The sequence below is a fragment of the Lentzea sp. NPDC003310 genome (genome assembly GCF_040610935.1).
In the GTDB taxonomy this organism is placed as follows: Bacteria; Actinomycetota; Actinomycetes; order Mycobacteriales; family Pseudonocardiaceae; genus Lentzea.
This window is the reverse complement of the sequence record NZ_JBEXNC010000018.1, coordinates 25,272-52,218: the sequence shown is the minus strand read 5'-3', so window position 1 is coordinate 52,218 and position 26,947 is coordinate 25,272. Positions and strand designations below refer to the sequence as shown.

At 68.9% G+C, this 26,947-nt stretch carries 24 protein-coding genes and 2 pseudogenes; 13 read left to right on the top strand and 13 right to left on the bottom strand.

The genetic code is table 11. From position 1 onward, the window contains the following. The gene (locus ABZX02_RS32905; RefSeq protein WP_355304066.1) at positions 1-1,290 is read left to right on the top strand and encodes a DUF58 domain-containing protein; all 1,290 of its coding nucleotides are present in this window, start codon (positions 1-3) and stop codon (positions 1,288-1,290) included. Here the strand turns inward: ABZX02_RS32905 and ABZX02_RS32900 are convergent. Beyond that, complete coding sequence (locus tag ABZX02_RS32900) at positions 1,287-2,294, bottom strand: stage II sporulation protein M (protein WP_355304064.1); 1,008 nt, start codon at positions 2,292-2,294, stop codon at positions 1,287-1,289. The genes ABZX02_RS32905 and ABZX02_RS32900 overlap by 4 nt on opposite strands. A gap of 19 nt (positions 2,295-2,313) precedes the next feature. Here ABZX02_RS32900 and ABZX02_RS32895 point away from each other — a divergent pair, with 19 nt between their 5' ends. Continuing rightward, the gene (locus ABZX02_RS32895) at positions 2,314-3,045 is read left to right on the top strand and encodes an RDD family protein (RefSeq protein WP_355304062.1); all 732 of its coding nucleotides are present in this window, start codon (positions 2,314-2,316) and stop codon (positions 3,043-3,045) included. Positions 3,046-3,103: 58 nt separating this feature from the next. Here the strand turns inward: ABZX02_RS32895 and ABZX02_RS32890 are convergent, their stop codons facing one another. The 6 genes from ABZX02_RS32890 to ABZX02_RS32865 form a co-directional block, all read right to left on the bottom strand. Next, complete coding sequence (locus ABZX02_RS32890; RefSeq protein WP_355304060.1) at positions 3,104-3,535, bottom strand: helix-turn-helix transcriptional regulator; 432 nt, start codon at positions 3,533-3,535, stop codon at positions 3,104-3,106. Positions 3,536-3,609: 74 nt separating this feature from the next. Further along, positions 3,610-3,825, bottom strand: coding sequence for a hypothetical protein (locus ABZX02_RS32885; RefSeq protein WP_355304058.1), 216 nt, complete (start codon positions 3,823-3,825; stop codon positions 3,610-3,612). 556 nt (positions 3,826-4,381) lie between these two features. After that, positions 4,382-5,854 (bottom strand): hypothetical protein, encoded by a 1,473-nt coding sequence (locus tag ABZX02_RS32880; protein WP_355304056.1) that lies wholly within the window; start codon positions 5,852-5,854, stop codon positions 4,382-4,384. A gap of 294 nt (positions 5,855-6,148) precedes the next feature. Continuing rightward, complete coding sequence (locus tag ABZX02_RS32875) at positions 6,149-6,826, bottom strand: hypothetical protein (RefSeq protein ID WP_355304054.1); 678 nt, start codon at positions 6,824-6,826, stop codon at positions 6,149-6,151. Between the two features lie 8 nt (positions 6,827-6,834). Then, the gene (locus tag ABZX02_RS32870; protein ID WP_355304053.1) at positions 6,835-7,053 is read right to left on the bottom strand and encodes a hypothetical protein; all 219 of its coding nucleotides are present in this window, start codon (positions 7,051-7,053) and stop codon (positions 6,835-6,837) included. Next, positions 7,050-7,466, bottom strand: a complete 417-nt coding sequence (locus tag ABZX02_RS32865) for a nuclear transport factor 2 family protein (RefSeq protein WP_355304051.1) — start codon at positions 7,464-7,466, stop codon at positions 7,050-7,052. The genes ABZX02_RS32870 and ABZX02_RS32865 overlap by 4 nt, the downstream gene beginning before the upstream one ends. A 73-nt stretch (positions 7,467-7,539) precedes the next feature. Between ABZX02_RS32865 and ABZX02_RS32860 the strand changes: the two genes are divergently transcribed. Continuing rightward, a complete protein-coding gene (locus tag ABZX02_RS32860) occupies positions 7,540-8,049 on the top strand; it encodes a helix-turn-helix domain-containing protein (protein ID WP_355304049.1) in 510 nt (169 codons plus the stop codon). On the opposite strand, the gene ABZX02_RS32855 is transcribed toward ABZX02_RS32860, so the two are convergent. The 4 genes and pseudogenes from ABZX02_RS32855 to ABZX02_RS32840 form a co-directional block, all read right to left on the bottom strand. After that, complete coding sequence (locus tag ABZX02_RS32855; RefSeq protein WP_355304392.1) at positions 8,031-8,816, bottom strand: ATP-binding cassette domain-containing protein; 786 nt, start codon at positions 8,814-8,816, stop codon at positions 8,031-8,033. The two genes, ABZX02_RS32860 and ABZX02_RS32855, sit on opposite strands and share 19 nt — an antisense overlap. A gap of 36 nt (positions 8,817-8,852) precedes the next feature. Next, a pseudogene (locus ABZX02_RS32850) lies at positions 8,853-9,350 on the bottom strand (energy-coupling factor transporter transmembrane component T); the annotation flags it as partial. An 89-nt stretch (positions 9,351-9,439) separates the two neighbouring features. Then, positions 9,440-9,724 carry a PDGLE domain-containing protein gene (locus ABZX02_RS32845; RefSeq protein ID WP_355304047.1) on the bottom strand — a complete coding sequence of 95 codons (285 nt, stop codon included), beginning with the start codon at positions 9,722-9,724 and terminating at the stop codon, positions 9,440-9,442. Next, positions 9,721-10,407, bottom strand: a complete 687-nt coding sequence (locus ABZX02_RS32840) for an energy-coupling factor ABC transporter permease (RefSeq protein ID WP_355304045.1) — start codon at positions 10,405-10,407, stop codon at positions 9,721-9,723. The genes ABZX02_RS32845 and ABZX02_RS32840 overlap by 4 nt, the downstream gene beginning before the upstream one ends. Positions 10,408-10,780: 373 nt before the next feature. On the opposite strand from ABZX02_RS32840, the gene ABZX02_RS32835 reads away from it, so the two are divergent. Then, entirely contained in the window at positions 10,781-12,811 is a 2,031-nt protein-coding gene (locus tag ABZX02_RS32835) for a glycoside hydrolase family 95-like protein (protein ID WP_355304043.1), read from the top strand. Positions 12,812-12,850: 39 nt separating this feature from the next. Continuing rightward, entirely contained in the window at positions 12,851-14,200 is a 1,350-nt protein-coding gene (locus ABZX02_RS32830; protein WP_355304042.1) for an aminotransferase class V-fold PLP-dependent enzyme, read from the top strand. Between the two features lie 446 nt (positions 14,201-14,646). Here the strand turns inward: ABZX02_RS32830 and ABZX02_RS32825 are convergent, their stop codons facing one another. Continuing rightward, positions 14,647-15,162, bottom strand: a complete 516-nt coding sequence (locus ABZX02_RS32825) for a MarR family transcriptional regulator (RefSeq protein ID WP_236219911.1) — start codon at positions 15,160-15,162, stop codon at positions 14,647-14,649. A 377-nt stretch (positions 15,163-15,539) separates the two neighbouring features. Here ABZX02_RS32825 and ABZX02_RS32820 point away from each other — a divergent pair, with 377 nt between their 5' ends. From ABZX02_RS32820 to ABZX02_RS32790, 7 genes are all read left to right on the top strand, one after another. Beyond that, on the top strand, positions 15,540-16,874 hold the full coding sequence (locus ABZX02_RS32820) for a glutamine synthetase family protein (RefSeq protein WP_355304039.1): 1,335 nt from the start codon (positions 15,540-15,542) through the stop codon (positions 16,872-16,874). Positions 16,875-16,884: 10 nt separating this feature from the next. Further along, positions 16,885-19,371: a DUF3516 domain-containing protein gene (locus ABZX02_RS32815; protein ID WP_355304037.1), complete on the top strand. Its 2,487-nt coding sequence runs from the start codon at positions 16,885-16,887 to the stop codon at positions 19,369-19,371. A 406-nt stretch (positions 19,372-19,777) separates the two neighbouring features. Beyond that, the gene (locus ABZX02_RS32810; RefSeq protein WP_355304035.1) at positions 19,778-20,065 is read left to right on the top strand and encodes a hypothetical protein; all 288 of its coding nucleotides are present in this window, start codon (positions 19,778-19,780) and stop codon (positions 20,063-20,065) included. 365 nt (positions 20,066-20,430) lie between these two features. After that, positions 20,431-21,324 carry a LytTR family DNA-binding domain-containing protein gene (locus ABZX02_RS32805; RefSeq protein ID WP_355304033.1) on the top strand — a complete coding sequence of 298 codons (894 nt, stop codon included), beginning with the start codon at positions 20,431-20,433 and terminating at the stop codon, positions 21,322-21,324. Further along, on the top strand, positions 21,321-21,722 hold the full coding sequence (locus ABZX02_RS32800) for a hypothetical protein (protein WP_355304031.1): 402 nt from the start codon (positions 21,321-21,323) through the stop codon (positions 21,720-21,722). Before ABZX02_RS32805 ends, ABZX02_RS32800 begins: the two co-directional genes overlap by 4 nt. Next, entirely contained in the window at positions 21,719-23,461 is a 1,743-nt protein-coding gene (locus ABZX02_RS32795; protein WP_355304029.1) for a cation acetate symporter, read from the top strand. Before ABZX02_RS32800 ends, ABZX02_RS32795 begins: the two co-directional genes overlap by 4 nt. A 14-nt stretch (positions 23,462-23,475) precedes the next feature. Beyond that, entirely contained in the window at positions 23,476-24,651 is a 1,176-nt protein-coding gene (locus tag ABZX02_RS32790) for a histidine kinase (protein WP_355304027.1), read from the top strand. A 447-nt stretch (positions 24,652-25,098) separates the two neighbouring features. Here ABZX02_RS32790 and ABZX02_RS32785 read toward each other — a convergent pair. After that, positions 25,099-25,446 (bottom strand): annotated as a pseudogene (locus ABZX02_RS32785) (transposase); the annotation flags it as partial. 680 nt (positions 25,447-26,126) lie between these two features. On the opposite strand from ABZX02_RS32785, the gene ABZX02_RS32780 reads away from it, so the two are divergent. After that, entirely contained in the window at positions 26,127-26,945 is an 819-nt protein-coding gene (locus tag ABZX02_RS32780) for a metallophosphoesterase (RefSeq protein WP_355304025.1), read from the top strand. Positions 26,946-26,947: the final 2 nt, after the last annotated feature.

The following is a 26,947-nucleotide window of genomic DNA, read 5'->3' as shown; positions in this document are numbered from 1 at the left end:
GTGGCGATCACGGGCCGCGCGGGACTGCTCGCGCTCATCGGGGTTCTCGTCGTCGGGCTGATTTTGCCGTCGTGGCAGGGGGTTCTCCTCCTGCTCGGCCTGCTGGCGTTGTGCGTGGCCGTCGACTTGTTGTTGGCGGCGAGCGTGCGGCCGTTGACGTTCTCGCGCGCGGGGGCCACCTCTGTGCGCACGGGCGAGCTTTGTACCGTTCAGCTGACGGTGCACAACCCCGGCCGTCGGCTCCGTGGCGTTCTTCGGGACGCATGGGCGCCTTCTGCCGGTGTGGTCGCTGACCGGGTGGACGTGGATGTGCCCGCTGGTGGGTCGCGTGTGCTGTCGTTCGAGCTACGGCCCGTGCGTCGCGGCGACCGCGTGGCGGACCGTGTGACCGTGCGTTCGCTTGGCCCGTTGGGGATCGCGGCACGGCAGGGCTCGCACGTCGTGCCGTGGACCGTGCGCGCGCTGCCGCCGTTCCACAGCCGCCGCCACCTGCCGCCTCTGCTGGAACGGCTGCGCGAACTGGATGGTCGTCGTGCGTCGTTGATCCGTGGGGCCGGCACGGAGTTCGACTCGCTGCGCACGTACGTGATCGGTGACGACGTGAGGTCCATCGACTGGCGTGCGTCGGCGCGGTCGTCGGACGTGGTGGTGCGCACCTGGCGCCCGGAACGCGACCGCCAGGTGACGATCGTGCTCGACACCGCCCGCACCTCGGCCGGACGCGTGGACGGTGCCCTGGGCGGCCTGCCGCGCCTGGACACGTCGATGGACGCCGCGTTGCTACTGTCCGCGCTGGCCTCGCAGGCCCGCGACCAGGTCGACTTCGTCGCGTTCAGCACCAAGGTGCGCGCCTCGGTGCCGCGGGCGACGCTGCCCGTGCTGGTGCAGGCGATGGCGCCGCTGGAGGCCGAACTGGTCGAGTTCGACGCCCGCGGCGCGGTCGCCGAGGTGCTGCGCCGGGCCGGTCGCCGCTCGCTGGTCGTGCTGCTGACGTCGCTGGAGCCGTCGATCGAGCACGGCCTGCTGCCGCTGCTGCCGGCGCTGGCCGCGCGGCACCGCCTGCTGATCGCGTCGGTGTCCGACCCGGCCGTGCACGCGATGGCCGCCGGACGTGGCGACCTGGAGGCTGTGTACTCGGCAGCGGCGGCGGAACGCACTCTGGCCGAACGCCGCCGTCTCACCGCTTTGCTCGCACGTCACGGAGTCGACGTGGTCGACGCACTGCCCGATGACCTGCCACGCGCTCTCGCGGACCGCTACTTGTCGTTGAAGGCCGCAGGAAAGCTCTAGACGGCGACGGGCGCGACGTCCTCTCGTTCGCGCGCGTCCACGTCGCCGGTCTCGCCCTGCCGCGCGGCCCGTCGTCCGATCACGAAGACGTAGAGCAGGAACAGCACCTCAGCCGCCGCGCCGATGCCGATGCGGGCCCAGGTCGGCAGCCCGGACGGCGTCACGAACCCTTCGAGCACACCGGCCACGAGCAGCACCACGACCAGTCCGAGCGCCACCGCGACGACCGACCGGCCTTCGGCGGCGAGAGCCTGCGACCGGGTGCGCTTGCCGGGGTCGATCACCTGCCAGCCCAGCCGCATGCCGATCCCCGCGGCCACGAACACGGCCGTGAGCTCCAACAGCCCGTGCGGCGCCAACAGCCCGAGGAACAGCTCTCCGCGTCCCGCACCGAACATGAGCCCGATGCCGACGCCGACGTTGAGCGCGTTGGTGAAGAGCAGGTAGATCGGCGGAATCGCGAACAGCACCCCGAGCAGCAGGCAGGCGGCGGCGATCCACGCGTTGTTGGTCCACACCTTGGCCGCGAACGACCCGGCGGGGTTGCTCGAGTAGTACGACTCGTAGCTGCCGCCGACGCGCGTCATCTCGCGGATCTCCTCCGGCGCCGCGATGGACGCCGTGACGTCCGGGTTGGACGCGATCCACGCCGCGATGATGCCGGTGACCAGGTAGAACGCGATGCCGGCCGGTACCCACCAGCGCCAGCCGAGGTAGATCGCGGCGGGCAGCCGGTGCGAGAAGAAGCGCGTGAACGTCCGCCACGCGGGCGTGTGCGTGCCCGTGAGCACCGACCGCGACCGCGCCACCAACGCCGACAACCGTTCCACCGTCGCCGGGTCCGGCATCTGACTGCGCACGACCGACAGGTGCGTCGTCACCTGCTGGTAGAGCTCGATCAGCTCGTCGGCCTCGCCCCCGCTGAGCTTGCCGGCGCGCCCGGTCAGCTCGTCGAGGCGCTGCCACGACGCGCGGTGGCGATCGATGAACACGTCCAGATCCACGATGAGTCACACTATCCGCGTGGGGGACCTCGTCACCGGTGAAGCGGTAGTTCTGGACCTGCGGGTCGCACAGCTCGCCAGCAGGGCGGTCGCGTACGCGCTCGACCTGGCCGTGCAGTTCGGCCTGCTCGTGCTGCTGTTCCTGATCACGCCCGTCGACGTCGACAACGCCCTGCAGGACGCGCTCGCGCTGGCGTTGGTGGTCTGCGTGATGGTCGGCTTCCCGACCGCGATCGAGACGGTCACGCGAGGCCGTTCGTTCGGCAAGATGGCCATGGGCCTGCGCGTGGTGCGCGACGACGGCGGCGCCATCCGCTTCCGCCACGCCCTGGTCCGCTCGCTCACCGGCTTCGTCGTGGACTTCTGGGTCCTCGGCCTGGCGGGCTCGATCGCGCTGTTCGTCTCGCTGTTCTCGAAGCAGGGCAAGCGGGTCGGCGACCACCTGGCCGGCACGGTCGTGATCCGCACCCGCCTGCCGCGCCAGGAGGCGGAGCTCGCGACCATGCCGCCGCAGCTCGCGTCGTGGGCCGCCGGGCTCGACCTGTCGCAACTGCCGGAAGAGCTGGCGCTGGCGGTGCGGCAGTACCTGTTGCGGTACGCGGAGTTGAGCGAGCAGGCCCGGTGGGACCTGGGGGCGCGGCTGTCGCACGACGTCGGGGTGGCGATCAGGTCGCCTCGGGTGGAGAACACGCACCCGCACCCGTACCTGTCGGCGGTGCTGGCCGAACGGCGGCGCCGGGCGGCGGGCTAGACACGCGGAAGGGCCCGTCGAGGGATGTCGATCCCCCGACGGGCCCTTCGCCCAATTCCTAAGCAGGTACCGAGGTCAGAGCACGGCGAGCCGTGTCGGTCCGCGGCACGAACTGCTCGTGCCATGCGGCGTGGACGTCCGGGTTCCCGATGCGCAGTCCACATCGGTCACACGAGTCGTCCGCGGTCACGCCGGGCACGCCGGTCGTCGTCGACGCGGGAATCGGGTCGATCAAGTTCTTGATCTCGATCCAGCGCGCCTTCCACGGCGACATCTCGTCCTCGGCAACCCGGCAGGCCGTCAAGAACGCGTGGAGCACGTCCCACTTCGGAAGGTCCCTGCCCTTCAGCACTCGGTGCAGGGTGGCCTTGGAATAGCCGGCTCGGCGGGCCATGACGTCGAAGGACGGTTCTCCGTCCGTCCTGTGTGCACGGCGGAGGTCGTGGACCAGGCCGCTGATCTTCTGGGCAACGACGTCGAAGTCGCTCATGTCGTTCTCCTTGGTCAGGCGGAACGGCTCCGGTACGCGCTCTGCAAAGCGCGTACCGGAGCCGACCGGTCGTCCTACGTGAGCGGCCGCAGCCTCACCGGGAGGCCCGGCGGGGGCGGAGGAGCTTCCGGACCACCGAGCAGCCGGTAAGCGATCTCCGCCGCGATCACGCCCCCGGCACCTGCCGCGAGCAGCGCGGTGCTGAGGGGGTGGCCCATGTGCAGCAGGGCCACCAGGAAGGAGAGGACTCCGAGCAGAATCAGCGTCGCCGCCGAATTCTTCTGGTTCATGTCTCACCCGATCTCTATGGAGTTGTTCTGGTTGGCGCAGGCGGGTCTTGTCGACCGTCTGTTGTGACTCGCCCAGATCAGATGATCTTGGCGGTCGCACGACACGAAACACGAGTGCGACCACACAGAGATACCAGACGTAAAGTGCCCGCGCAAACAACGCGCGACGACATGCCGCCCGAATTTTATATTCCACTTCGCGAAGATATAGAAAATTCGAATCGCCGAGCACTGTTTCTGATCAACGCGCCACCTTCGATCCTCGCCAAGAACCAACTCGTCGACGCTTGGAGATCAAGGAGAAGACATGGGATGAAAACGATGTTCCGGTTCAAACATTGGACAGAAAGTGGCCAAAAAGCAGTAGGCCTCCCGTTGCAGCGGGAGGCCTACTGGTTTCTTGAGCGGGTTTGTTCCCGCGATCGAGAGACGTCACCATCTCTGATCCTTTCCCGAAAGCCCGCCTGCGCCAACAGAACGAATGCGATCGGGTTTCCGCAGCATCGCTGCTGCGGAAGCATGGAGTTGGTGGGCCGGCCAGTCGTCTTCGCCAGCGCTAGACCTCGAAGGGTAGCGACCTGCGGTCGTGGCCGCCTCGCACTTTCACCACAGCTCGCCGGCCGGGTCCCGACCGCTTCGGCGCGGGACTTCCGCGATGCGGCGCCGGGAGCGTCGCGCGTCGAGATCGCGCACCACCGAGGCGAGCACAGGTCTCCGCAACGCCGAAGCCGGTCCGCACAACCAGTGAGCACACGCCGAGCACGGTGGCTGATCGCCGCGTGAACAGCCGCGCGACGCGTGAGCGCAGATCAGCAGGGCCCTCAACGCGGGCCACTTCGCCGTCCACCCCTGACCGGAGCAGCTCGACCGCGAACAAAGCCGCACCAGTCGGCCTGCGGCAGTGCATACCCGCTCCGAGCGCCGTCAGAGAGTCACCACCCGACGACGGACCCGCTCGGAGCCGAGGGTCGGCGTCGCGGCGTCCACCCGTGCGCACCTCTTCGGCAGGACCACGCAGCGGCTTGAGCCCCGGCCTCCAGGAAGCCGGCAGCACGAACTCTGAGCGCGGCAGGCCGACCCTTGACGCGGCACCGACTCGGCCCAGCTCGGACTTACCGATGTCTGCGTACACGAACTGCACACAAGAGGGCAGTTGATGCGGAACCCACGGACCGGTGTCATACGCTACTGCACGAAGACCCTCTGTCCCGTAATCGAGGCGAGCGCCCAGGCCGGGCACGTCAACGAACTGCACCGACGGCGAGAACCAGCCAGGAAGATGGCCTTCGCCGGGATACAGCGAAAGGCTTCGCATCGTTCGCCACAGCGACCACGGGTCAGGGATGAAACGGGGCCCGGTCGGCTGCTCGTCCGTCGCGAGTCGCAACCAACCACTCGGCCACGACGACGAATCGCGGCAGCACAAGAGCGACTGCGAGCCAAAGTCGGCATCGCCGTCATTGATGAGCGAATGCAACAGCGCGGACTTTCCAGCAGCCGCGGCTCCGATCAAGCTCACACGAACGGGAGTCAAGATTCGAGAAAGGCCTTCCAGCGAGCGACCGAACCACAATTCGGACGGTTCGGCACCCCACCGCCCAGGCGAGAAGTCAGGACGTGCAGTCGGCCGCGTGATCAGCCAGAGCGCACCTCGAATGATGCTGCGGGGAAACGCGCTCCACTCGGCATGAGCGCGCGCCGCGGCCTTCTCCGGCGCCGGGCGCGCGGGCAGTGCCGCCTCAGGCGGTCCCACCTCGGGACCCAGCTGCTCGCGAGGCTTGCGCTCCGCGGTGACGCGCGCAGACCGGCCGGCGGACTCCGCCAGAACAGCAGCGGACAACAGCGCCTCGGCGAGTTCCGTCTCGCCCCACTCTTCCGCCAGCGCGGCGTCGGCCAGCAGGCTTTCCGCCCGCCGCTTCATCCTCGACCGCAGCTTCCGCAACTCGCTCGCCAGGTCTACGCCGGAGGTCCGCGCACGACGGCGGTAAGGAACCACGTCAACGGCGTGACTGACGAACACAGCGGGCATGGCGGTCCTACCTCCGTTCCACATCGGCCTGCATCACCTCGGGCCGCACGCCCCATGCGGCTGCGTCGCCCCGGTGTGGGCGAGGCTCGGACTCGTGCGATTCCGAGTACCCCGGAAGCTAGGCGATCCTCGATCCGAGCGGCAACCGGCAGACACGTCGTGAGACGTTTTGACACTGCTGTGGAACAAGATGAGCAACAGTCCGGCCACACACCAAGGAAGCAACAGGACAAAAGCCGGACAGTTCGGGATCGCGCCGTTGACATTCGTGACGCCCTGGAAGCGGACGGAGCGTCAGGCGTTCGCCAGCCGGAGCCGTTCCGCCGCCTGCTCCCGCACCGCATCCCCCGACACCGTGGGATCCCCGTGCAGCACCTCCCACCGTGCGTTGTGCACGGCGGTCCATAAGCTCGCAGCCCAAGCGACCTCCACCTCCTCCGAGGAGAACGCACGGCCGCGCGCAGCCTGATAAGCCTCGATGAACGCCGCCGAACTCTCCACCGGCACGAGCCCAGGCGGTGACGCGTTGGCGAACGCCCCGGCAGCAGCCCCCACCAACGCCGCCTCAGGCTGCCACGCCAGGCTGTCCCAGTCGTGCACCGCCAGCACGGAACCACCGCGCCACCGCAGGTTCTGCGCCTCGAAGTCCGCATGTCCCAACACACACGGCAGCGCACAGCCCGATAACCGCGCACGAACCCGAGAAGCGACCTCCACGACGTACGACGGCACCACGCTCTGGTCCCGCGCGTCCAGGAAGTCGATGGCGGGCCACAAGCCGGGATCGGTGTGGTCCCACCGAGCCCACCGGGGCGCAGGCACCGGCGGCGGCACGGAGACCTCCGCCAGCAGTGACATCGAGAGCGCAAACACCTCCGCATAGCGCACGGCGACCGCCGTAGAAGCACCCAGCAGCATCTCGCCACCGGGCAACGGTTCCTCGGCGTGCACGGCCAGCCCGTCGACCGCCACGACCGGCGTCAGCGGCCGGGGACACGGAAACCCCGCGAAGCCAGGAACGACTGCGCCGCAAGGCAGGAGGCCGCGCGTCCGTCGTCCGGCCGCGCCTTCACGTACACGGAACGCCCGTCCACCAGGTGCACGCCGAAGACCGAGGAGATCGACTCGCGCGAGTAGAACACCGACGACGAGGCGCTGCCCAGCGTCGACGTGCACCAGGTGGACAGGTCGAACGTCATGCGCCGAGGAGTTCCTGCAGCAGCAACGGGTTCATGTAGTCGTCGTAGCGGACGATCTCGCCGTCGCGCAAGTGGATGATCGCGACGGCGGTGAACGTGTAGTAGTCCTGCTTCACCTTCGACCAGCCGCGGTGGGTGATCTCGGCGACGACCACGTCCGGGTCGTCGGTGAGCCTGGTGATGGCCTCGACGTGCTGGATCTCGAGCTTCTCCCGGACGCGGGCGCCTCTCATCCTGTCGAAGTACGCGCGGATGGCGTCGCGGCCCTTGATCTCCGGCTCCTGGAACGGCGCCGGGAAGCGGTAGGCCATCACGCCGTCCTCGGTGAACATGTCGGCGAACGAGTCGTGCGACTGCTCCCCCGCCACCTGGCGACGGACGTGTTCCACGATCTGTGCTGGTGTGCGTGTCATCGCGTGCCCCTCGTAGAATCGGAACGGTGACCCCGGTTAACAACATACGGAACGCGCGCCCCGGTTGGCAACGATGAGGGCCGACGCCGCGCGCAACCGCGCGAAGGTGCTCGACGCGGCGCGGGAGCTGTTCGCGGAACAGGGCTTCGACGTGCCGCTGGACGAGATCGCGGCGAAGGCCGGTGTCGGGCCGGGCACGGTCTACCGGCACTTCCCGACCAAGCAGGCGCTCTTCCAGGCCGTCACGGAGGCGCGGGTCTCGGCCATGATCGCGTCCGCCGGGTCGTCGGGGGACCCCGGCGCGGACCTCTTCGCGTTCCTGCGGAAGATGGCGGGCGAGGCCGCCGCGAAGAGGGACATGTCCGACGCGATCGCGGTGCCGTCAGAGCTGCGCGACAGCCTGCACGCCACGCTGGGCGGGTTGCTCGCGCGGGCTCAGGAGGCCGGGGCGGTGCGCGCCGACATCGTCACCCAAGACCTGGTGTCGTTGATGAAGGGCATGCTGCAGAGCATGCACGAGGGGGCGAACCCCCAGGTGTTGCTGGAGATCGTGCTGCAGGGCCTTCAGAGCCGGAAGCCGTAGGGCAGTTCGAGGCGGTGGCGGGCCAGCAGCTCGGTGTCCGCGAGGATCTCGCGGGTCGGGCCGTCCGCCACCACCACGCCGTCGTCGATCAGCACGCTGCGCGGGCAGATCTGCAGCGCGAACGGCAGGTCGTGCGTGACCATGAGCATTGTGGGCGCCAACGAGAGCAGCAGTTCGGCGAGCTCGCGGCGGGCCACCGGTTCGAGGTTCGCCGACGGCTCGTCCAGCACGAGGACCTCCGGCTCGCAGGCCAGCACGGTCGCCAGGGCGACGCGGCGGCGCTGGCCTCCGGACAGGTGCAGCGGCGAGCGGTCCGCGACGGACTCCATGCCCACGGCGCCCAGCGCTTTCGCCACCCGCGCGTCCACGTCGGACAGGCCGAAGTTGCGCGGGCCGAACGCCACGTCCTCCGCGACCGTGGCGCTGAACAGCTGGTCGTCGGGGTCCTGGAAGACGAGCCCGACCCGGCGCCGGATCTCGCGCAGGGTGTGCTTCGAGACCTCCAGCCCCGCGACCGAGATGGAGCCGGAGCCGCCGGAGAGAACTCCGTTGAGGTGCAACGCGAACGTGGTCTTGCCGGCGCCGTTCGGGCCGAGCACCGCGACCCGTTCGCCGCGCTCCACGCGCAGGTCGACGCCGAACAGCGCCTGATGGCCGTCCGGGTAGGCGAACGCGAGCTTCGAGACCTCCAGGGCCGGCGCCGCGGCGACCTCGGGAACGATCGTCGCCGAGCCTCCCGGCCTGCCCGTCCAGCCGCGCGACACCATCGCGAGGTGCACCCTCTCTCCGCGTTCGTAGGACCGGATGAACAACGTGCCGACCGACCGGGCCAGCGCGCCCGCCTGCCACAGGAACCGCGGGTCGTCGCCGCGGGAGACGCGGGCCACGCGCATGCGCTTCGCTTCTCCGACAACGACTTCGCCGTAGCGCAGCATCAGCGTGGCGATCATGATCAACGGTGCGGGCACGCGCAGCGTCTGCAGTCCGCGCAGCAGCTCCCCCGGCGCCGTCGTCGCGGCCAGGGTCAGGCTGATCAGCACGCCCAGCGTGCCCTTGACCAGGATGTTCCAGCCCGCCAGGGACCCCTCGACCGACACCGAGAGGCCGAGGAAGTCCGTGCGCGGGTCCGTGCCGAAGATCGGCAGCAGGAACGCCAGCACCACGAACGGCACCTCGATCACCGCGCGCTTGACGAACCACAGCGCGGGAACGCGCGCCACGAACCACACCGCGACGACCACCAGCAGGTACAGGCCGAAGAGCGGGAACAGCGTGCGCGGGGTCGCCACGACGCCCAGCACCGCCCCGAACGCCACGAGGATCTTCACGTGGGGCGCGAGGCGGTGCACCGGCGAGTCGCCGGCGTGGTGCAGGACGTCGTGGGCGCCGCTCACCGCGCGTCGGACTTCTTGCGCAGCACCCAGAACAGGCCGAACGACAACGCCAGCACCACGACCACGCCGAGCACGCCCGCGAAGCCGGTGAACTTGTCGTCGCCGCCCAGCGCGTAGTCGGCGAACGTGCTGCCGGAGAACGGGTGCTCCTGCGCGTGCTCGGCGATCCCGGTGTCCTCGACGGTCTTGTCCAGGCCGTCCGGGTCGCCGGACGCGAAGTACGACAGCACCCCCGCGATCAGCAGTGACACGAACGCGAACCCGATGAAGAACTTCTTCACGACCGCACCTCCAGCGGCTTGCGGCTGCCCTTCAGCAGGTGGACGAGATCAGGGCGGATCGACGCGACCGACGTGACGGTGACGGCGGTGATCAGGCCCTCGCCGATGCCGATCAGCGCGTGCAGGCCCCACATCAGCAGCGCGACCTTGCCGATCTCCACGCCACCCGCGCCGCCGATCGCGTACTCCACGACGAAGCCGGTGGCGGCGAACAGCGTGTTCACGAACGCCGAGACGAACGCGACGACCGCGAGCCCGCCCTTGCCCTTCTCGGCGACCTTGCGCAGCGCCACGGCGACGAGGAAGCCGGTCGCGGTACCGATCAGCGCCATGTTCGTGACGTTGGCGCCGAGCGCGGTGAGGCCGCCGTCCGCGAACAGCAGCGCCTGCACCACGAGCACGATCGTCACGCACAGCGCGCCGACGTACGGGCCGACCAGGATCGCCGCGAGCGCGCCGCCGAGCAGGTGGCCGGAGGCGCCGGGCAGGATCGGGAAGTTGATCATCTGGACGGCGAAGATGAACGTGGCCACCAGGCCCGCCATCGGCGCCGTGCGGTCGTCGAGGTCGGCACGGGCCTTGACCAACGCGAACCCGACGCCCAGCGCCGCGATCACGAGGAACGCGACCGACACCGGCGCGTTCAGCAGACCGTCGCTCATGTGCATGGCAACAGGTGACATGAGCCGAGACGCTAATTGCCGGACCTCGGTTATGGCTAGGACTGTGCAACAACGATTGCAGGGCAACAACGCGGCGATCGTCACAGCATCGCTAGTCATCGGATGACTTCTGCGGTTAGATCCGTTCCGCCGCCGCCACGGCACGGAGGGACGAACAGTGACAGAGCTGTCGCGTAGAACCTTTTTGTACGGGACGGGCGCGGCCGTGGGGGCCTCCGCACTGGGGACGGGCACCTCGGTCGCAGCACCGACGATCCCCGAAACATCGGGTCACAACGTGCACCGGGACGTGGTCCGGGATGCTCGGATGGAGTGGAGGCGGGTACCGGCGAATTGGGGTGATAGTCCCTTTCTGGCCAACGGTTTCCTCGGCGTGCAGGTCTACGCGGGCCGCACCCCGGACGAGCTGAAGCTCATGCTCAGCCACTCCGAGGTGCAGGACCAGCGCGCGCACTGGGAAGCCGCGGTCGGGCTGTCCCGGCTGCCCATCGGCTACCTGACGCTGAAGTTCGCCGGCGCGATCACCGCCGTCGACTGGACCCTCGACCTGTGGAACGCCGAGCTCACCGGCTCGGTGACGACCACGCAGGGCAGCGCCACGTTCACGATGCTCGTGCACAACGCCCGCAGCACGTTCCTCGCCTCCGTCCGCGGCGACGTGACCTGGGGATTCCAGCCGCTGGAGTCGTCGACGACGCGTCAGATCCGCAGGCCGGCGGACTACACCGCCAACCCCGCGCCCACCCTCGGCACGGCCAACGGCGTCTCCTACGCCGCACAACCGCTGCTCGCGGGCGGTGGCTACACAACGGCCTGGCAGACCCGCAACGGCCGGTTCGCTGCCCACGTCGCGTACACACACCCTGCGAACACGCACACCTCTGACGCGATCCGCGAGGTGCGTCAGGCGCTCGCGATCCCGTTCGAGGTGCTGACGCTGCAGCATCGCCGCTGGTGGAACGCCTACTACGAGAAGTCTCTCGTCTCCGTGCCGGACAAGCTCGTGCAGCGCTTCTACTGGCTGCAGCTCTACAAGATGGCCTCGGCGACCCGTGCGGACGCGCCGGTCATCTCCGAGTGGGGTCCGTGGTTCCCCGAGCAGGGCAACAGCTGGACGGCCGTGTGGTGGAACCTCAACGTCCAGATCTCGTATCCGCTGGTCAACGGCTCGAACCACCACGAGCTCGACGCGGTGACGACGACGTTGAAGAGGTTCGAGCACAACCTCGAACTGAACGTGAACCCCGCCTACCGCGACGGGAAGTCGTACGCGATCTGCCACCCCGGCGACCGCACGCTGCGCTCCGGACCGCGCTACTGCGGCGTTCCCGGCGTCGCGCCGAACGACCATACGGGCAATCTTCTGTGGGCCTGTCACAACGTCTGGCTGGGTTACCGCCACACGTTGGACAAGAAGATCCTCAAGGACGTCCTCTTCCCGATCCTGACGAAGGCCGTCAACTACTACGCGCGGTTCCTCGTCGAGGGAGCGGACGGGAAGCTCCACCTGCCCGAGACCCGCTCACCGGAGTACGCGAACGCCACGGACACGACGTACGACCTCTCGTTGATCCGCTGGGGCGTGCGCACGCTGCTGTCCATCGAGGAGAACCCGCGCTGGCGCGACATCGCCACCCGACTCGTGCCCTACGCACGGGGCGAGAACGGTGTGCTGATCGGCAAGGACGTGTCGCTCGACGCGTCGCACCGCCACTTCTCGCACATGCTGTGGTTCTACCCGCTGCGCGAACTCACCTACGACATGCCCGAACACCGCGCCTTGATCGACAGGACGTTCGACCACTGGGTCTCCCGCCGCGAGGCGTGGGCCGGCTACAGCTACGGCGCCGCGTCCGCGATGGCGTCGGCGATGGGCCGCCCGGAGGAGGCGCTGTCGTTCCTGCGCTACTTCCTCGACCGCAAGCAGGTGGGCTCGAACGCCGTGCTGACCGAGAACACCTTCTACCGCGAGGGCGGCAACCTCGCGATCGAGTCGCCGCTCATGTCCGCCCAGGCCGTGCTGGAGATGATGGTCCAGTCGCACAACAACGTCGTGCGCGTCTTCCCGTCCGTGTCGTCCACTTGGGCCGATGCGTCCATCTCGTCGTTGCGCACACAAGGCGCGTTCCTGGTGGACGCTTCCCGCTCCGGCGGACGCACCGACTGGGTCAAGGTGCACTCCGAGGCGGGCTCACCTTTGTTGCTGGAACACGGGATCACAGGCGACATCGACGTCCGCGACACGTGGGGCCGCCGCCTCGACCACAAGACCCGCGGCACCGCCATCGAGATCCCACTCCGCCGAGGTCAGAGCGCCGTCGTCACCCGCAAGGGCACCCGCCCCGACACCTCGGCGCGTGATGTGAAAGCCAACGGCTCGTCTTCGCGCTGGGGTCTGCCGTAACGTACAAATTCGAACAACGGTGGACGAGTGGGGTGTGCGGTGGATCTTCAGCACTGGCTCAACGAGGCGCTGGCCAACCACGAGAAGTGGACGGCGGAGTACGGCTCCTTCACACCCCACTCGTCCCTCCAGGTCGACCCGGCGGTCTTCGGCTCGGCCCTCGCGGAACTCCAGGACCGCCTGCGCGACAACTACCCGTTCTTCCACCCGCGCTACGCGGGCCAGATGCTCAAGCCCCCGCACCCCGCGGCCGTGGTCGGCTACCTGTCCGCGATGCTGATCAACCCGAACAACCACGCCCTGGACGGCGGCCCCGCGACAGCCACCATGGAACGCGAGGTCGTCGCGGGCCTGGCCGACATGTTCGGTTACGGCCCCGAACACCTCGGCCACCTGACCTCCAGCGGCACGATCGCGAACCTGGAAGCCCTCTTCGTAGCCCGCTCCCTGCACCCGGGCAAAGGCATCGCCTACTCCTCAGAGGCGCACTACACCCACTCACGCATGTGCGGCGTCCTGGGCATCGAGGGCCACCCTGTCCCCGCGGACAACCACGGCCGCATGGACCTCGACGCGCTAGAGGACCTCCTGAAGACCGGCAAGGTCGGCACAGTCGTCGTCACCCCAGGAACCACCGCTTTGGGCGCCATCGAACCGGTGCACCTCGTGCTGGACGTAGCACGCCGCTACGACGCACGGGTGCACGTGGACGGAGCGTACGGCGGCTTCTTCACGCTCCTCGCAGGCACAGACCTGGCCCCCGAACCGTGGCAAGCCATCGCCCAGTGCGACTCCGTGGTCGTAGACCCGCACAAGCACGGCCTGCAGCCCTACGGCTGCGGAGCAGTCCTGTTCCGCGACCCGTCCGTAGGCCGCTTCTACCTGCACGACTCCCCGTACACGTACTTCACGTCCGACGAACTGCACCTGGGCGAGATCAGCCTGGAGTGCTCCCGAGCCGGCGCGGCGGCAGCAGGCCTCTGGCTGACCCTCCGCCTCCTGCCCCTGACCCGTGAGGGCCTGGGCGAGGTCCTCGCAGCCGGACGCCGCGCAGCCGTGCGGTGGGCGTCGATCATCCGCGAGTCCGAGGCCCTGGAGCTCTACCAGGAGCCCGAACTGGACATCGTCGCGTACTTCCCGCGCACGACCCCGCTGACCCTCTCAGCCGTGGACGAGGCCTCGCACCGTGTGATGGACACGGGCATGAACGCCGCCGTCGACCCGATCTTCCTGAGCGTGGCACGGGCATCGAAGACGGCGTTCGCAGCCAGGCACCCCGAAGTGGAGGCCGATGCGGACGGCGCACGGGTGCTGCGCAGCGTCCTGATGAAGCCGGAGTCCGAGGACTACCTCGACACGCTGCACGCAAGGGTGCTCAGCCTGCTCTGACCAGGGCCAACACAGAACACAGGGCGAGCCACCCCAAAGCCCACCCCACGCAAAGGCGAAGCCGAGGCGTGGGAGCTGCAAGCCTCTGATCAGCGGTGATGACGCAACCACGACGGCGATTGGGGCTTGACTTTGGGTGCGAGGCCTTAAACTTGACCCTCGGCCGGGCTGTACAGACCCGGCTTTTCTAGGCCGAGGAAGGCCTCGCAAGGGCCCCGAAGTCAAGCCCCAATCGCGATCGTCGCGAAGCGGCGATGTCCGGCACCGGCTCGGTACGAGCAAAGGTGACCACGCTGGAAGGCGACGGGACGCACGGTGAAGGCGACCACCCTCGCAAGGTGACCCAAATACGCAGGTCAGCCCACTACCCTCTGCCCACCCAGACCCAAAGAAAACGCCAAATTGGGCGACTCACCCCGGAGTGAGTCGCCCTCCACCAAAAGCCATCAACCGTGCTTGGCCCGCCGCCCAGACCGACGAGGCGGCAACGGCGTGTCCCCGCGCAGGTCCAACCGGCGCTGCTCCCCGTTGGCCTCCAGGTGCGTCACCATCCGCCGCAACATCTCGGCGAGCGACTGCGCCTCGGACGACTCCAGCGGGTCGGAGACGAACACCTCCTCCTCGTTGAACTTGGGGAAGAGGTCGGCCATCAGCTCTTCACCCTCAGGGGTGAGCCGCAGGACGGCCAGGCGCCCGTCGGTCGGGTGCCCGAGACGTTCCAGCAGGCCCCGCGACTGCAGCGTCTTGGCGACGCCCGTCAGGGTGCCCTTGGAGATCCCGGCCTCCTCGGCCACGTAGCGCGTCTCCATCTCGCCCCAGATCCACACGACCCAGAGCACGACGAAGCCGGTCCAGGTCAGATCGCTGGTGCGCAGCACCGAGTTCTCGAGGTGCTGGCGGATCGCGGTGGCGGCGCGGTGGATGTTCGACACCGCCGCCATCTGCTCGCGATGCAGCGGCACCGCACCGAGTTTGGCCTGGACGGCTTTCTCGGTCTCGGCAATCGTGTGGTGACCAGACAACTCAAAGTCTCCCGTGCTCGAGCTCAGGTGTTCCCGGCACAATACTTGCGGTTCCGAACTATGTCTGTGATGTGGTGCGAGTCGGTCCGCAACCACTTTGATCACGATCCCACATCGTGCATGATCTCGTGACGGTCGTCACCCGTCCAGTTACGGACTGTTGCCCCGTGGTGGACGATGAGTGTGGAGCACCCGACGGGGACCAATGGCGGTCTTTGCTCCACGGACGGGTCGATAGCGTTTGCCCCTCAACGTTATCCCCTCCGGACCAGCAGCACACTGTGCCGGAAAGGTAGTTCGACGTGGTCGGTGAACAGGTGACACGGGAACTCGCGGCAAGACTCGGCGAGGACGGGATCGACGTGGTGCGCGTCGTCTTCCCAGACCTGCTCGGCACCGACCGGGGCCGTGACGTCCTGGTGGAGCATCTACCTGCGGTTATCCAACGCGGACTGTCGTTCTGCCGGGCCGTCTACAGCACCACCCCGGGCGGCAAGACCACCGAGAACGGGGGTGTGCTCGACGCCGGGCTGCCCGACGTGATCGTGGTCCCGGACCTCGACACCCTGCTGCCGATCCCCTGGGAGCCGGGGGTGGCGTGGTGCATCGGCGACGCCGTGAGCCCGGCCGACGAAAGACCCGTGGACGAATCGCCCCGGCAGGTGCTGCGCAGGGCGCTGGAAATATTCGAGACCACAGGACTGAGCCCGGTGGTCGGGCCCGAGTTGGAATATTTTCTGTGCGAACCTGACGAAGATCGCCCGAACGGGTGGCGGCCCTACTGCGATGAGCCGGGCAACGTCTACGCGACGGGCCGCCGGGGCGATTCAGACGGTCATCTGTTGAGAACTCTTCGCACGCTGTCCAGCGCGGGGCTCCAGACGACCGGCGGCAACCACGAGTACGCCGGCGGGCAGTTCGAGATCAACCTCGTCCACTCCCCCGCGATGGACGCCGCCGACCGCGCGTTCCGGTTCAAGACGAGCGTCAAGGAGCTCGCCCGCCGGGAGGGCCGGATGGCCACGTTCATGGCCAAGCCGTTCAACGACGGCGGCGGCAGCGGCTTCCACCTGCACCTGTCGTGCCACGAGAAGGACGGCCGCAACGCGTTCCAGGCGCCGGGCACCACGAGCGGCCTGTCGGACGAGGCGCGCTGGGCCATCGGCGGCATCCTCAAGCACGCCCCGGCGCTGGCCGCGCTGCTCAACCCCACGGTCAACTCGTACAAGCGGTTCGGGCCGGACTCGCTCGCACCCTGGCTGATCGACTGGGGCCTCGACAACCGCAGCGCGATGCTCCGGGTGCCGGCCGAGCGCGGCGACACCACCCGGCTCGAGCTGCGCCTCGGCGACGCGAGCGCGAACCCGTACCTCGGCATCGCGGGCCTCATCGCGGCCACCTACCTGGGCATCCGCGACCAGATCGAGCCGCCGCGGCCGTCCGCCGGCTACGGCTACGACCCGTCGAAGGCCCCCACGCTGCCCGCCACCCTGCCGGACGCCCTCGCCTACCTGGAGGAGGACACGGCGATGGTCGACGTGCTGGGCAAGGACTTCGTGCGGTCCTATGTGGACTTCAAGTGGGAGGAGGTGGCCCGGTTCCAGCGGTTCGTGACCGACTGGGAGTTCACCGAATACGCGTACCACCTATAGTTCACCTGCGATGACTGCACTCACGGACCGGCTCACCTCGATCGCCGACGAAGACGAACTGTTCGACGCCTTCTCCCACTGGGCTACCGAGCGCGGGCTAGCGCTGTACCCGGCGCAGGAGGAAGCGGTCATCGAGCTGGTCTCGGGCGCCAACGTCATCCTCAGCACGCCCACCGGGTCGGGCAAGAGCCTGGTGGCGATCGGTGCCCACCTGGTCGCGATGGCGGGCAACCAGCGCAGCTTCTACACCGCGCCGATCAAGGCGCTGGTCTCGGAGAAGTTCTTCGCGCTGTGCGAGGTGTTCGGCCCGGAGAACGTCGGCATGATGACCGGCGACGCGAGCGTCAACGACCAGGCGCCCATCATCTGCTGCACCGCGGAGATCCTCGCGAACATCGCGCTGCGCGACGGTGCCGACGCCGACGTCGGCCAGGTCGTCATGGACGAGTTCCACTTCTACAGCGAGCCCGACCGCGGCTGGGCCTGGCAGGTGCCGATCGTCGAGCTGCCGCAGGCGCAGTTCCTGCTGATGTCGGCGACGCTCGGCGACGTCTCGTTCTTCGAGAAGGACCTGACGCGGCGCACCGGCAGGCCGACGGCGGTGGTCCGTTCGGCGCAACGCCCGGTGCCGCTCAACTTCCAGTACGTCACCACGCCGTTGCACGAGACGATCGAGGACCTGCTGCACGGCCGTGAGGCGCCGATCTACGTCGTGCACTTCACGCAGGCCGCGGCGCTGGAGCGGGCGCAGTCGCTGATGAGCGTCAACGTCGCGACGAAGGCCGAGAAGGAGGAGATCGCCTCGACGATCGGCAACTTCCGCTTCTCCTCCGGCTTCGGCAAGACCCTGTCGCGACTCGTGCGGCACGGCATCGGCGTGCACCACGCCGGCATGCTGCCCAAGTACCGCCGGCTGGTCGAGCAGCTCGCGCAGGCCGGTCTGCTCAAGGTCATCTGCGGCACCGACACCCTGGGCGTCGGCATCAACGTGCCGATCCGCACGGTCGTGTTCACGGCTCTCTCGAAGTACGACGGCACGCGCACACGCATCCTCAAGGCCCGTGAGTTCCACCAGATCGCCGGACGGGCGGGCCGCGCGGGCTACGACACCGTCGGCACGGTCGTCGTGCAGGCGCCCGAGCACGAGGTCGAGAACATCAAGGCGCTGGCGAAGGCCGGCGACGACCCGAAGAAGCGCCGCAAGGTCGTGCGCAAGAAGGCTCCGGACGGGTTCGTGTCGTGGAGCGACTCGACGTTCGAACGGCTCGTCGGCGCCGAACCGGAGCCGCTCACGTCGTCGTTCCAGGTCTCGCACGCCATGCTGCTGAACGTGATCGGCCGCCCCGGCGGCGGCGCGTTCCAGGCCATGCGCCACCTCCTGGAGGACAACCACGAGGACCGCCCGAAGCAGCTCAGGCACATCAAGCGCGCCTTGGCGATGTACCGGGCGCTGGTCGCCGCGGGCGTCGTGGAACGCGACGGCGACGACTTCCGCCTCACGATGGACCTGCAGTTCAACTTCGCGTTGAACCAGCCGCTGTCGCCGTTCGCGCTGGCCGCGATCGAGCTGCTCGACCGCGAGGCGCCGGGCTACGAGCTCGACGTGCTGTCGGTGATCGAGTCCATTTTGGACGATCCGAGGCAGATCCTGGGCGCGCAGGAGCACAAGGCGCGCGGCGAGGCCATCGGCGCGATGAAGGCCGACGGCATCGAGTACGACCAGCGGATGGAGCTGCTGGAGGAGGTCACGTACCCGAAGCCGCTCAACGAGCTGCTGGAGGCCGCGTTCTTCACCTACCGCCGCGGCCACCCGTGGGTCGGCGACTACCACCTGTCCCCCAAGGCCGTCGTGCGCGACATGTACGAGCGCGCGATGACGTTCTCGGAGTACGTGGCGTTCTACGGTCTCGCACGCTCCGAAGGGCTCGTGCTGCGGTACCTCGCCGACGCCTACAAGGCGCTGTCGCAGACGGTGCCGGACGAGGCGAAGACCGAGGAGCTCAACGACCTGATCTCGTGGCTCGGCGAGCTCGTGCGCCAGGTCGACTCGTCGCTGATCGACGAGTGGGAGAAGCTCACGAACCCGGACGCACCCGTCGAGGAGGTCCGCGTGGACCTGCCGCCGGCGGTCACCCGCAACGTCCGGGCGTTCCGCGTGCTGGTCCGCAACGCGCTGTTCCGCCGCGTCGAGCTGGCCGCCAAGCGCGACTGGTACTCCCTGGGCGAACTCGACCACGAGTCGGGCTGGACGGCCAAGGAGTGGATGGACGCGCTGGAGCCGTACTTCGAGGAGCACTCGCACATCGGCGCGGGCCCGAACGCGCGCGGCCCGGCGTTCCTGATCATCAACGTGGAGCGCGAGCGCTGGGTGTGCCGGCAGATCTTCGAGGACCCGGCCGGGGACAAGGACTGGGGCTTCAACGCCGAGGTCGACCTGGCGGCGTCGGACGAGGTCGGCGAGGCGGTCGTGACGATCACGGACGTCGGCCGGCTCTGAGCTGTTCGTGAACGACGGCGCAGTTCGTTCATATCCGCTCGATTGTCCGCTGAACCCGAACGACTGAACATCGCACGCGATCGTCGGCACAAACGGCGCAGCGGTGTGGCAAAAGAGTTAATTCGCACACCGAACAGTCCGCGGTGACGCCGGTTCGCCTTCTCTCGCACCAGCTGCAGTGAACCGGCCTGACGTCGCAGAACAGGCTCCATGGTTGAAATCACACACATTTCGTCCCGATGACATAAGCGCAGGCCAGTTGAGACGAGAGCCTGTTGAGACGGAATGCGCGTGCGATTGACCGGGCGGTCCCGCCGGGGCAACATCATTGCCCAGGACCGCAGCGGTCGGGATATGGTGATGCCAGTGGGAAGAATTGTCTGGCGCAGCCCTCTGGAGGACTGAAGTGGACCCGGCACTGGACGCCTTGCGCGACCGGCTGGCGGAGATCGTCGCGTCACCGCCGGACAGCACCGAGGAGCTCGTGGACACCCTGAGCGGCCTCGCGAAGCTGTCGAACCAGTGGTCCGAGGCGATCCAGGCGCTCCGCGCCCCCACCCGCAGACTGATCGGCCCGGCCGCCGCCGCGTCGGTGAGCGTGGCCGCGCGCCGCGCCGAGGAGTCGTTCATCGAGCTGGAGATCACGCTCGGTGACGCGCTGGCGGCCCAGCCCCGCGTGCTCCGGCAGCCGTAGCACCTGTCGATCACCTGTCGACGCCAGGCCGTCGCGTGCCCGGTGGAATAGCTGCGGCGAGCCTGACCAGGAAACCTGCACGCTGCGTGATAGGACCTTCGGACAGCCCGCCGAGTCGCACCCGATCGGAGGGTTTCCGCACGTCCTCCCGCTGGCGGATGATGCGGCCGTTCGGGGTTTCCAGGGTGGGAGGGGGTTCTCGTCGTGCACACGCTGTGCAACCGGACCCCCGCTACGGGTCACCCTCCGTGAGAGGGCATGATCTCGTATCCGACGCCCTCGGCTCACCAGGCGCGCGATGACCGAGCGTGGTCCAATCGCAGCCACGTGAGGATCGGCCGTACACAGTTTGGACTCGATCTCGAATGACCTCAGGTCTGCCCTGCCCCGTCTGCGAGGGGCCGGATCGACGTGGCAGCCTCGAGCGCTCGCTGCGGGTGCTCGCCGTGGACGACGAGGCGCCCGCCCTGGAAGACCTCGTGTACCTGTTGCGCTCCGATCCGCGCATCGCCCACGTGGAAGCGGTCACCGACGCCACCAAGGCGTTGCGGGTGCTGCACCGCGCGATGGACGCCGGTCAGCCGTTGGACGCGGTGTTCCTCGACATCCGGATGCCCGGGCTCGACGGTCTCGACCTCGCCCGCGTGCTCTCCCGCTTCGCGCAGCCGCCGCCCGTCGTGTTCGTGACGGCGCACCAGCAGCCCGCCGTCGAGGCGTTCGAGCTCAAGGCGCTCGACTACCTGCTCAAGCCCGTGCGGCCCGAACGGCTCGCGGAGTCCGTGCACCGCATCGTGCACGAGGTCTGGGACTCGAAGACGCCGGCCGAACCCACCGCGCAGACGCCCCCGCAGCCCGCGAACGCCACGCCGCCGGAGGTCGGTGACGAGGTCATCCCCGTCGAGCTCGGTGGCGTCACGCGGTTCATCCGCCTCGCCGACATCCGGTACGTGGAGGCGCACGGCGACTACGCCCGCCTGCACACCACGACCGGCAGCGGCCTCGTGCGCGCGGCGTTGAACGGTCTCGAGGAGCGCTGGCGCAGCGCGGGCTTCGTCCGCATCCACCGCAGCCACCTGGTGTCGCTCGGCCACATCGACGAACTGCGCCTGGAGGACGGGCACCTGAGCGTCACGATCGGCGGCGCTGTGCTGCCGGTCAGCCGCAGACACGCCCGGCACCTGCGGCAGCTGCTCGTCCGCCGCGCCCGGCCCACCCCCGTCGCGGGTGGCGCGCAACCCCGGAACGGGCTCGGGTCGTGACGACGCCACCACCTCCCAGGCCGGACCCCAAGCCGACCCAGCGCGTGGTGGTGACGAGCCCGCGCACGCGGGCACCCCGTGCGCGCCGCCCGTACTCGGGCACGCGCGAGATCAACGAGCAGAGCGAGCTCGGCGCCGTCTACATGCGCACGCTGATCCGGGCGCAACTGCGGCTGGGCCTGTCGGTCTGCCTGGTGGCGACCGGGGCGCTCGCCCTGCTGCCTCTGCTGTTCGCGATCGAGCCGGAGCTCGGCAAGTTCCGGATCCTCGGGCTCGGGCTGCCGTGGTTCCTGCTGTGCGTGGCGACCTGCCCGATGCTGCTGCTGGCCGGCTGGTTCTACGTGCGGCAGGCCGAGCGCAGTGAACGCGAGTTCGCGGAGCTGGTCGAACGTCCATGACGAGTGGTTACGCCATCGTGGCCGTGGTGGTCGTGGCGCTCGGCACGATCCTGGTCGGCACCTACGGCTTGCGGGTCTCCCGCACGACGTCGGACTTCTACGTCGCGTCGCGCACCGTCTCGCCGTGGTGGAACGCCTCGGCCATCGGCGGCGAGTACCTCTCCGCGGCGTCGTTCGTCGGCATCGCGGGCCTGATCTTCGCCTACGGGCCGGACATGCTGTGGTTCCCGGTCGGCTACACCGCCGGGTACCTGGTGCTGCTGACGATGGTCGCGGCGCCGCTGCGGCGGTCCGGTGCCTACACGCTGCCGGACTTCGCCGAGGCCCGCTTCCGCTCGCGGGGCGTGCGCGCGGTCGCGTCGGTCCTGGCGCTGGCGATCGGCTGGCTGTACCTGTTGCCGCAGCTCGAAGGCGCGGGCCTGACACTGAACACCGTGACGGGTGCGCCGGACTGGGTGGGTGCGCTGATCGTCACGGCGGTCGTGACGGCGAACGTGATGTCCGGCGGGATGCGGTCGATCACGTTCGTGCAGGCGTTCCAGTACTGGCTCAAGCTGACCGCGATCACGGTGCCGATCGTGTTCCTGATCGTGGTGTGGCAGGTGCACGGCGCCGAGTCGCTGACGAGGCCCGACTACCCGGTCTTCCGGCAGGACACCGAGGTCTCGTTCCAGCGCTCCACGATGATCCACGCCGAGCAGCCCGTGCTGGTGAAGGGCACCGGCGAGGTCGACGGCGTGCGCGTGGACGAGGACTTCACGCTGACCGAGGGCTACCACCGCATCGGGCAGGGCTCGGAGTTCACGTTCCCGAAGGACGCGCCGGTCCCGCATCTGTCCACAATGGAGCACAACACCAACGAGATGTGGTCGCTGCCGATGTCGAGCGGCCAGGACTTCCCGCTGTACGGCGCGTACTCGCTCATCATCGCGACGTTCCTGGGCACGATGGGCCTGCCGCACGTGATCGTGCGCTTCTACACCAACCCGAACGGCACGGCCGCGCGCCGCACGACGTTGATCGTGCTGGGCCTGCTGTCGGTCTTCTACCTGATGCCCCCGATGTACGGCGCGCTCGGCCGCCTGTACACGCCCGAGCTGCTGATGACGGGCCAGACCGACGCCGTCGTGCTGGTGCTGCCGACGAGGATGATCGACGGCATCGGCGGCGAGCTGCTCGGCGCCCTGGTGGCGGGCGGCGCGTTCGCGGCGTTCCTCTCGACGTCCTCGGGCCTCGTCGTGTCGCTCGCGGGCGTGCTCTCGCAGGACGTGCTGCGCCTCGGCGGCGTGCGCGGCTTCCGGATCTCCACGGTGCTCGCCGGCCTGGTGCCGCTCGCGATGACGTTCGTGTCGACGGGAATGCCCGTCGCGGACATGGTGGGCCTGGCATTCGCCGTGGCCGCGTCGTCGTTGTGCCCGTTGCTGATGCTGGGCATCTGGTCCTCGCGGATCACCACGCCCGGCGCGATCGCGGGCATGCTCGCGGGCGGCGTCCCGGCCCTGACCGCGGGCCTCGTCACGATGTTCACCGACACGGGCGACGCCTGGTACGAGATCCTGCTCTCCCGCCCCGCCGCGTGGACGGTCCCGCTCGGCTTCTCGGTCATGTACGTCGTCTCGTTGCTCACCCCGCGGCACCTGCCGTCCGGCGTCCAGCGCACGATGGTCAAGCTCCACGCCCCCGAGAACCTGGGGCTGGACGGCTCCGGCTCCTCCTCGTCGCACGACGAGCGAAGCTAGAAGGTGACGCGCGAATGCAAGACTTCCTCACCGCCGCGGCGATCCTGATCGTGGGCGGAGCGGCCGTCCTCGTGCTGTGGAAGGGCACGCGCACCAGGCAGTCGCTCTCGACCGAGGCCCAGCGCGTCACCTACGAAACCCTCCACACGGCCTGGTCCGCCGCACCCCCGCTGCGCGCGGGCCTGGTCCCGGACGCCGCGAAGAAGTCGGCCCGACACCTCCGCACCCTGCTCGACACCCCGGCCCTGGCCCTGACCGACGAAACCGAGGTGGTCGCCTGGGAAGGCGTCTCCGACCACCACGCGGCCGACGCCATGACCCAGGCCGAGGACGTCTTCCTGACCGGCCGCACCCAAGCCTTCGACATAGGCTGCACCGAACCGAACTGCCCGATCAACTGCGCGGTCGTCGCCCCGCTGACCGTCGAGGGCCGAGTCGTCGGCACCCTGGCCGCGTACTCGAGGGAAGCCTCGGCGGGCCTGGTCCGCGCCACCAACCAGGTGGCCCGCTGGGCAGCGGGCCAACTGGAGCTGGCCGAACTGGACCGCTCCCGCACCCGCCTCGTCGAAGCCGAGGTGCGCGCACTGCGAGCCCAGATCTCCCCGCACTTCATCTACAACTCGCTCTCGGCCATCGCCTCCTACGTCCGCACCAACCCGGAGCGCGCCCGCACCCTCCTCCTGGACTTCGCGGACTTCACCCGCTACTCCTTCCGCCGCCACGGCGACTTCACCACCCTCGCCGAGGAACTCCGCTCGATCGACCAGTACCTCGCCCTCGAACGCGCCCGCTTCGGCGAACGCCTGAAGGTCACCCTCCAGGTGGCACCAGAGGTCCTGCCCGTGACCGTTCCCTTCCTGTGCCTCCAACCCCTGGTGGAGAACGCCGTCCGCCACGGCATGGAGGGCAAGGTGGAACCGGGCCACATCCAGATCTACGCGAACGACGGCGGCGCCGAAGCGCACATCACGATCGAGGACGACGGCATCGGCATGGACCCCGAGAAGCTCCGCCGCACGCTGGCCGGGCAGGTGGACGAGTCCGCGGGCATCGGCCTGGGCAACATCGACGAACGGCTGCGCCGCGTGTACGGCGACGAGTACGGCCTGGTGGTGGAGACGGCGTGCGGCTTGGGCACGAAGATCACCGTGCGGGTGCCGAAGTACCACGCGGGAATCAACGGCATGTGAGCCGCGCCAGGCGAGGCCGGAGGCGAGCCACCCCGCTCCAACGCAATGCCGAAGGCGAGGCGTAGGAACCTCTGCCGCCCTCGTCAGCGGTAACGGTGACGTGCCCCGCCAACGCAACCACGCACGATGGCGATTGGGGCTTGACTTTGGGTGCGAGACGCTACCCTCGCACGGATCGGCCGGGCTCTTTTCAGCCCGGCTTTTGAAAGGCCGACCAGCGTCTCGCAAGGGCCCCGAAGTCAAGCCCCAATCGCTATCGACGCGTCAGCGGCGATGAAACGACCCGGCTCGTGACGGCCTGAGCAACCACGACGCAAAGGCGAACCACTCTGTCGTGGGACAAACGGCAAAAACCCGCCGGGGCCGCCCTTCCTCAGGACGACCCCGGCGAAACCCCCACCCCTCGGCCAAGCTCAGCCTCGGTAAAACCCAACCTCAGCTGGCAGCCTTGGCAGCCCGCCGATCAGCGGCGTCCAACACGGCCCGAACCCAGTCGAGCTCCTCCGCCCCACAGGCCCCCTCAGCCGCGGCCCGCCGCAACCGAACCCAAAGCCCCAGATCGGTCCACTCCTGGAACCGCCGGTGCACAGTCGGCACAGTCACCCCGAACGAAGCCGGCAGGTGCCGCCAAGCACACCCGGAAGACAACACGAACACGATGGCGGTGAACACCGACCGGTTGCACACCCGCCCACGCCCACCACCCTGGCGCCGGACCTTGGCCGGCGGGATCAGCGGCTCGACGACCGCCCACAGGTCCGCCGACACGAGCCGGGACGACAGCTGCTCGATCACGTCACCCCGGCCGGGCTCCTCGGAGGCACCGGGCCAGGACGAGCGCATCCACGACTCCGGATGCGGGGCCAGGTCTGCGGGCCGCGGGTCCTGGCGGGCGGACTCGGCGCGCTGACGGGACCGCAGGAGCGTGGCCAGGGCGGTGTCCTCGGCCGTGGTCCGGCGCTGCGGGACGGCGTAGGCCTGCTGCTGGGCGTGGCGGGCGATCTCCGCGCTCACCGTGCGGCGGAACGACGGGTTGGCCGCGAGGCGCGGGTCGACCGGCTGGCCGTAGCGGACCTGGCCCGGCGCGGCGGCGGTGCGGGGCGGGAGCGGCACCTGGCCCTGTCGCGGGGGAACGCGGCCCGGCACCTGACGGGGTGGCACCTGCCGCGCGAGCCGCGGGTCCGGGGTGCGAGCGAACTGTGAGTCGGTCATGGTGTGGTCCTCCGCCAGGACTTTTCCGTCAGGTGACAGCGCTCACAGTAAGAACGCGGGTCGGAAACAGGTAAGTAGGTAGGCCGTGAAAGGCGATGAGCGGCCCGGGGGCGGCGATGCACGGCTCGTCCTGTTGAGACGAGTGGCGCACTGTCTGCGACGAACGGATAACCGGTCGTGGTACCGCTCTCACGATCGGGTGGTGGTGCCGCTCGCCGCGCGCCCGGTGATCGGGACGTTGACGGTCGGGCTACCGTCGGGGTGTGAAGCTCTTGGCCACCAGCGACCTGCACGTCTCCTACCAGGACAACCGTGACGTCGTGGCGGCGATCGCGCCTCCCGACCCGGATGACTGGCTCGTCATCGCCGGGGACGTCGCGGAGAAGTTCGAGTCCATCGAGTGGACGTTGCGGACGCTGCGCCCGAAGTTCGCGAAGGTGATCTGGTCGCCGGGCAACCACGAGCTCTGGACCACCAAGGACGACGCCAACCAGTCGCGTGGCGAGATGCGCTACAAGCAGCTCGTGGAGCTCTGCCGCAGCCTCGACGTGATCACGCCCGAGGACCCGTACGTCACGTTCGACGGGCCACGAGGTCCGGTCACCGTGTGTCCACTGTTCCTGGGGTACGACTACTCGTTCAGGACACCGGGTGCCACGGACGTGGAGTCCGCCCTGGCGATCGCGAAAGCGGCCGGTGTGGTCTGCACGGACGAGTACTTCCTGCACCCCGACCCCTACCCGTCGCGCGAGGCGTGGTGCGCGGCGCGGGTCGAGGAGACGGCCGCCAGGCTGGCCGAGATCGAGGGCCCGACCGTGCTGATCAACCACTACCCGCTGGTCCGCGACCCCACGTTCGTGCTGCACTACCCCGAGTTCGCGCTCTGGTGCGGCACGACCGCGACCGCCGACTGGCACCTGCGGTTCAACGCGGTCGAGATGGTCTACGGCCACCTGCACATCCCGCGCACGACGGTCCACGACGGCGTGCGCTTCGACGAGGTCTCGCTCGGCTACCCGCGCGAGTGGAAACCACGCGGCACCACCAGGGTGAAGCTGCACGACGTGTTGCGGGAGTCGTAGAG

Coding starts and splice junctions, on each gene's coding strand:
- ABZX02_RS32865 (WP_355304051.1), bottom strand. CDS start 7,466: ATGACACGCACACCAGCACAGATCGTGGAACACGTCCGTCGCCAGGTG.
- ABZX02_RS32790 (WP_355304027.1), top strand. CDS start 23,476: ATGCAAGACTTCCTCACCGCCGCGGCGATCCTGATCGTGGGCGGAGCG.
- ABZX02_RS32870 (WP_355304053.1), bottom strand. CDS start 7,053: ATGACGTTCGACCTGTCCACCTGGTGCACGTCGACGCTGGGCAGCGCC.
- ABZX02_RS32795 (WP_355304029.1), top strand. CDS start 21,719: ATGACGAGTGGTTACGCCATCGTGGCCGTGGTGGTCGTGGCGCTCGGC.
- ABZX02_RS32890 (WP_355304060.1), bottom strand. CDS start 3,535: ATGAGCGACTTCGACGTCGTTGCCCAGAAGATCAGCGGCCTGGTCCAC.
- ABZX02_RS32860 (WP_355304049.1), top strand. CDS start 7,540: ATGAGGGCCGACGCCGCGCGCAACCGCGCGAAGGTGCTCGACGCGGCG.
- ABZX02_RS32885 (WP_355304058.1), bottom strand. CDS start 3,825: ATGAACCAGAAGAATTCGGCGGCGACGCTGATTCTGCTCGGAGTCCTC.
- ABZX02_RS32840 (WP_355304045.1), bottom strand. CDS start 10,407: ATGTCACCTGTTGCCATGCACATGAGCGACGGTCTGCTGAACGCGCCG.
- ABZX02_RS32805 (WP_355304033.1), top strand. CDS start 20,431: ATGACCTCAGGTCTGCCCTGCCCCGTCTGCGAGGGGCCGGATCGACGT.
- ABZX02_RS32815 (WP_355304037.1), top strand. CDS start 16,885: ATGACTGCACTCACGGACCGGCTCACCTCGATCGCCGACGAAGACGAA.
- ABZX02_RS32880 (WP_355304056.1), bottom strand. CDS start 5,854: ATGCCCGCTGTGTTCGTCAGTCACGCCGTTGACGTGGTTCCTTACCGC.
- ABZX02_RS32855 (WP_355304392.1), bottom strand. CDS start 8,816: ATGGTGTCGCGCGGCTGGACGGGCAGGCCGGGAGGCTCGGCGACGATC.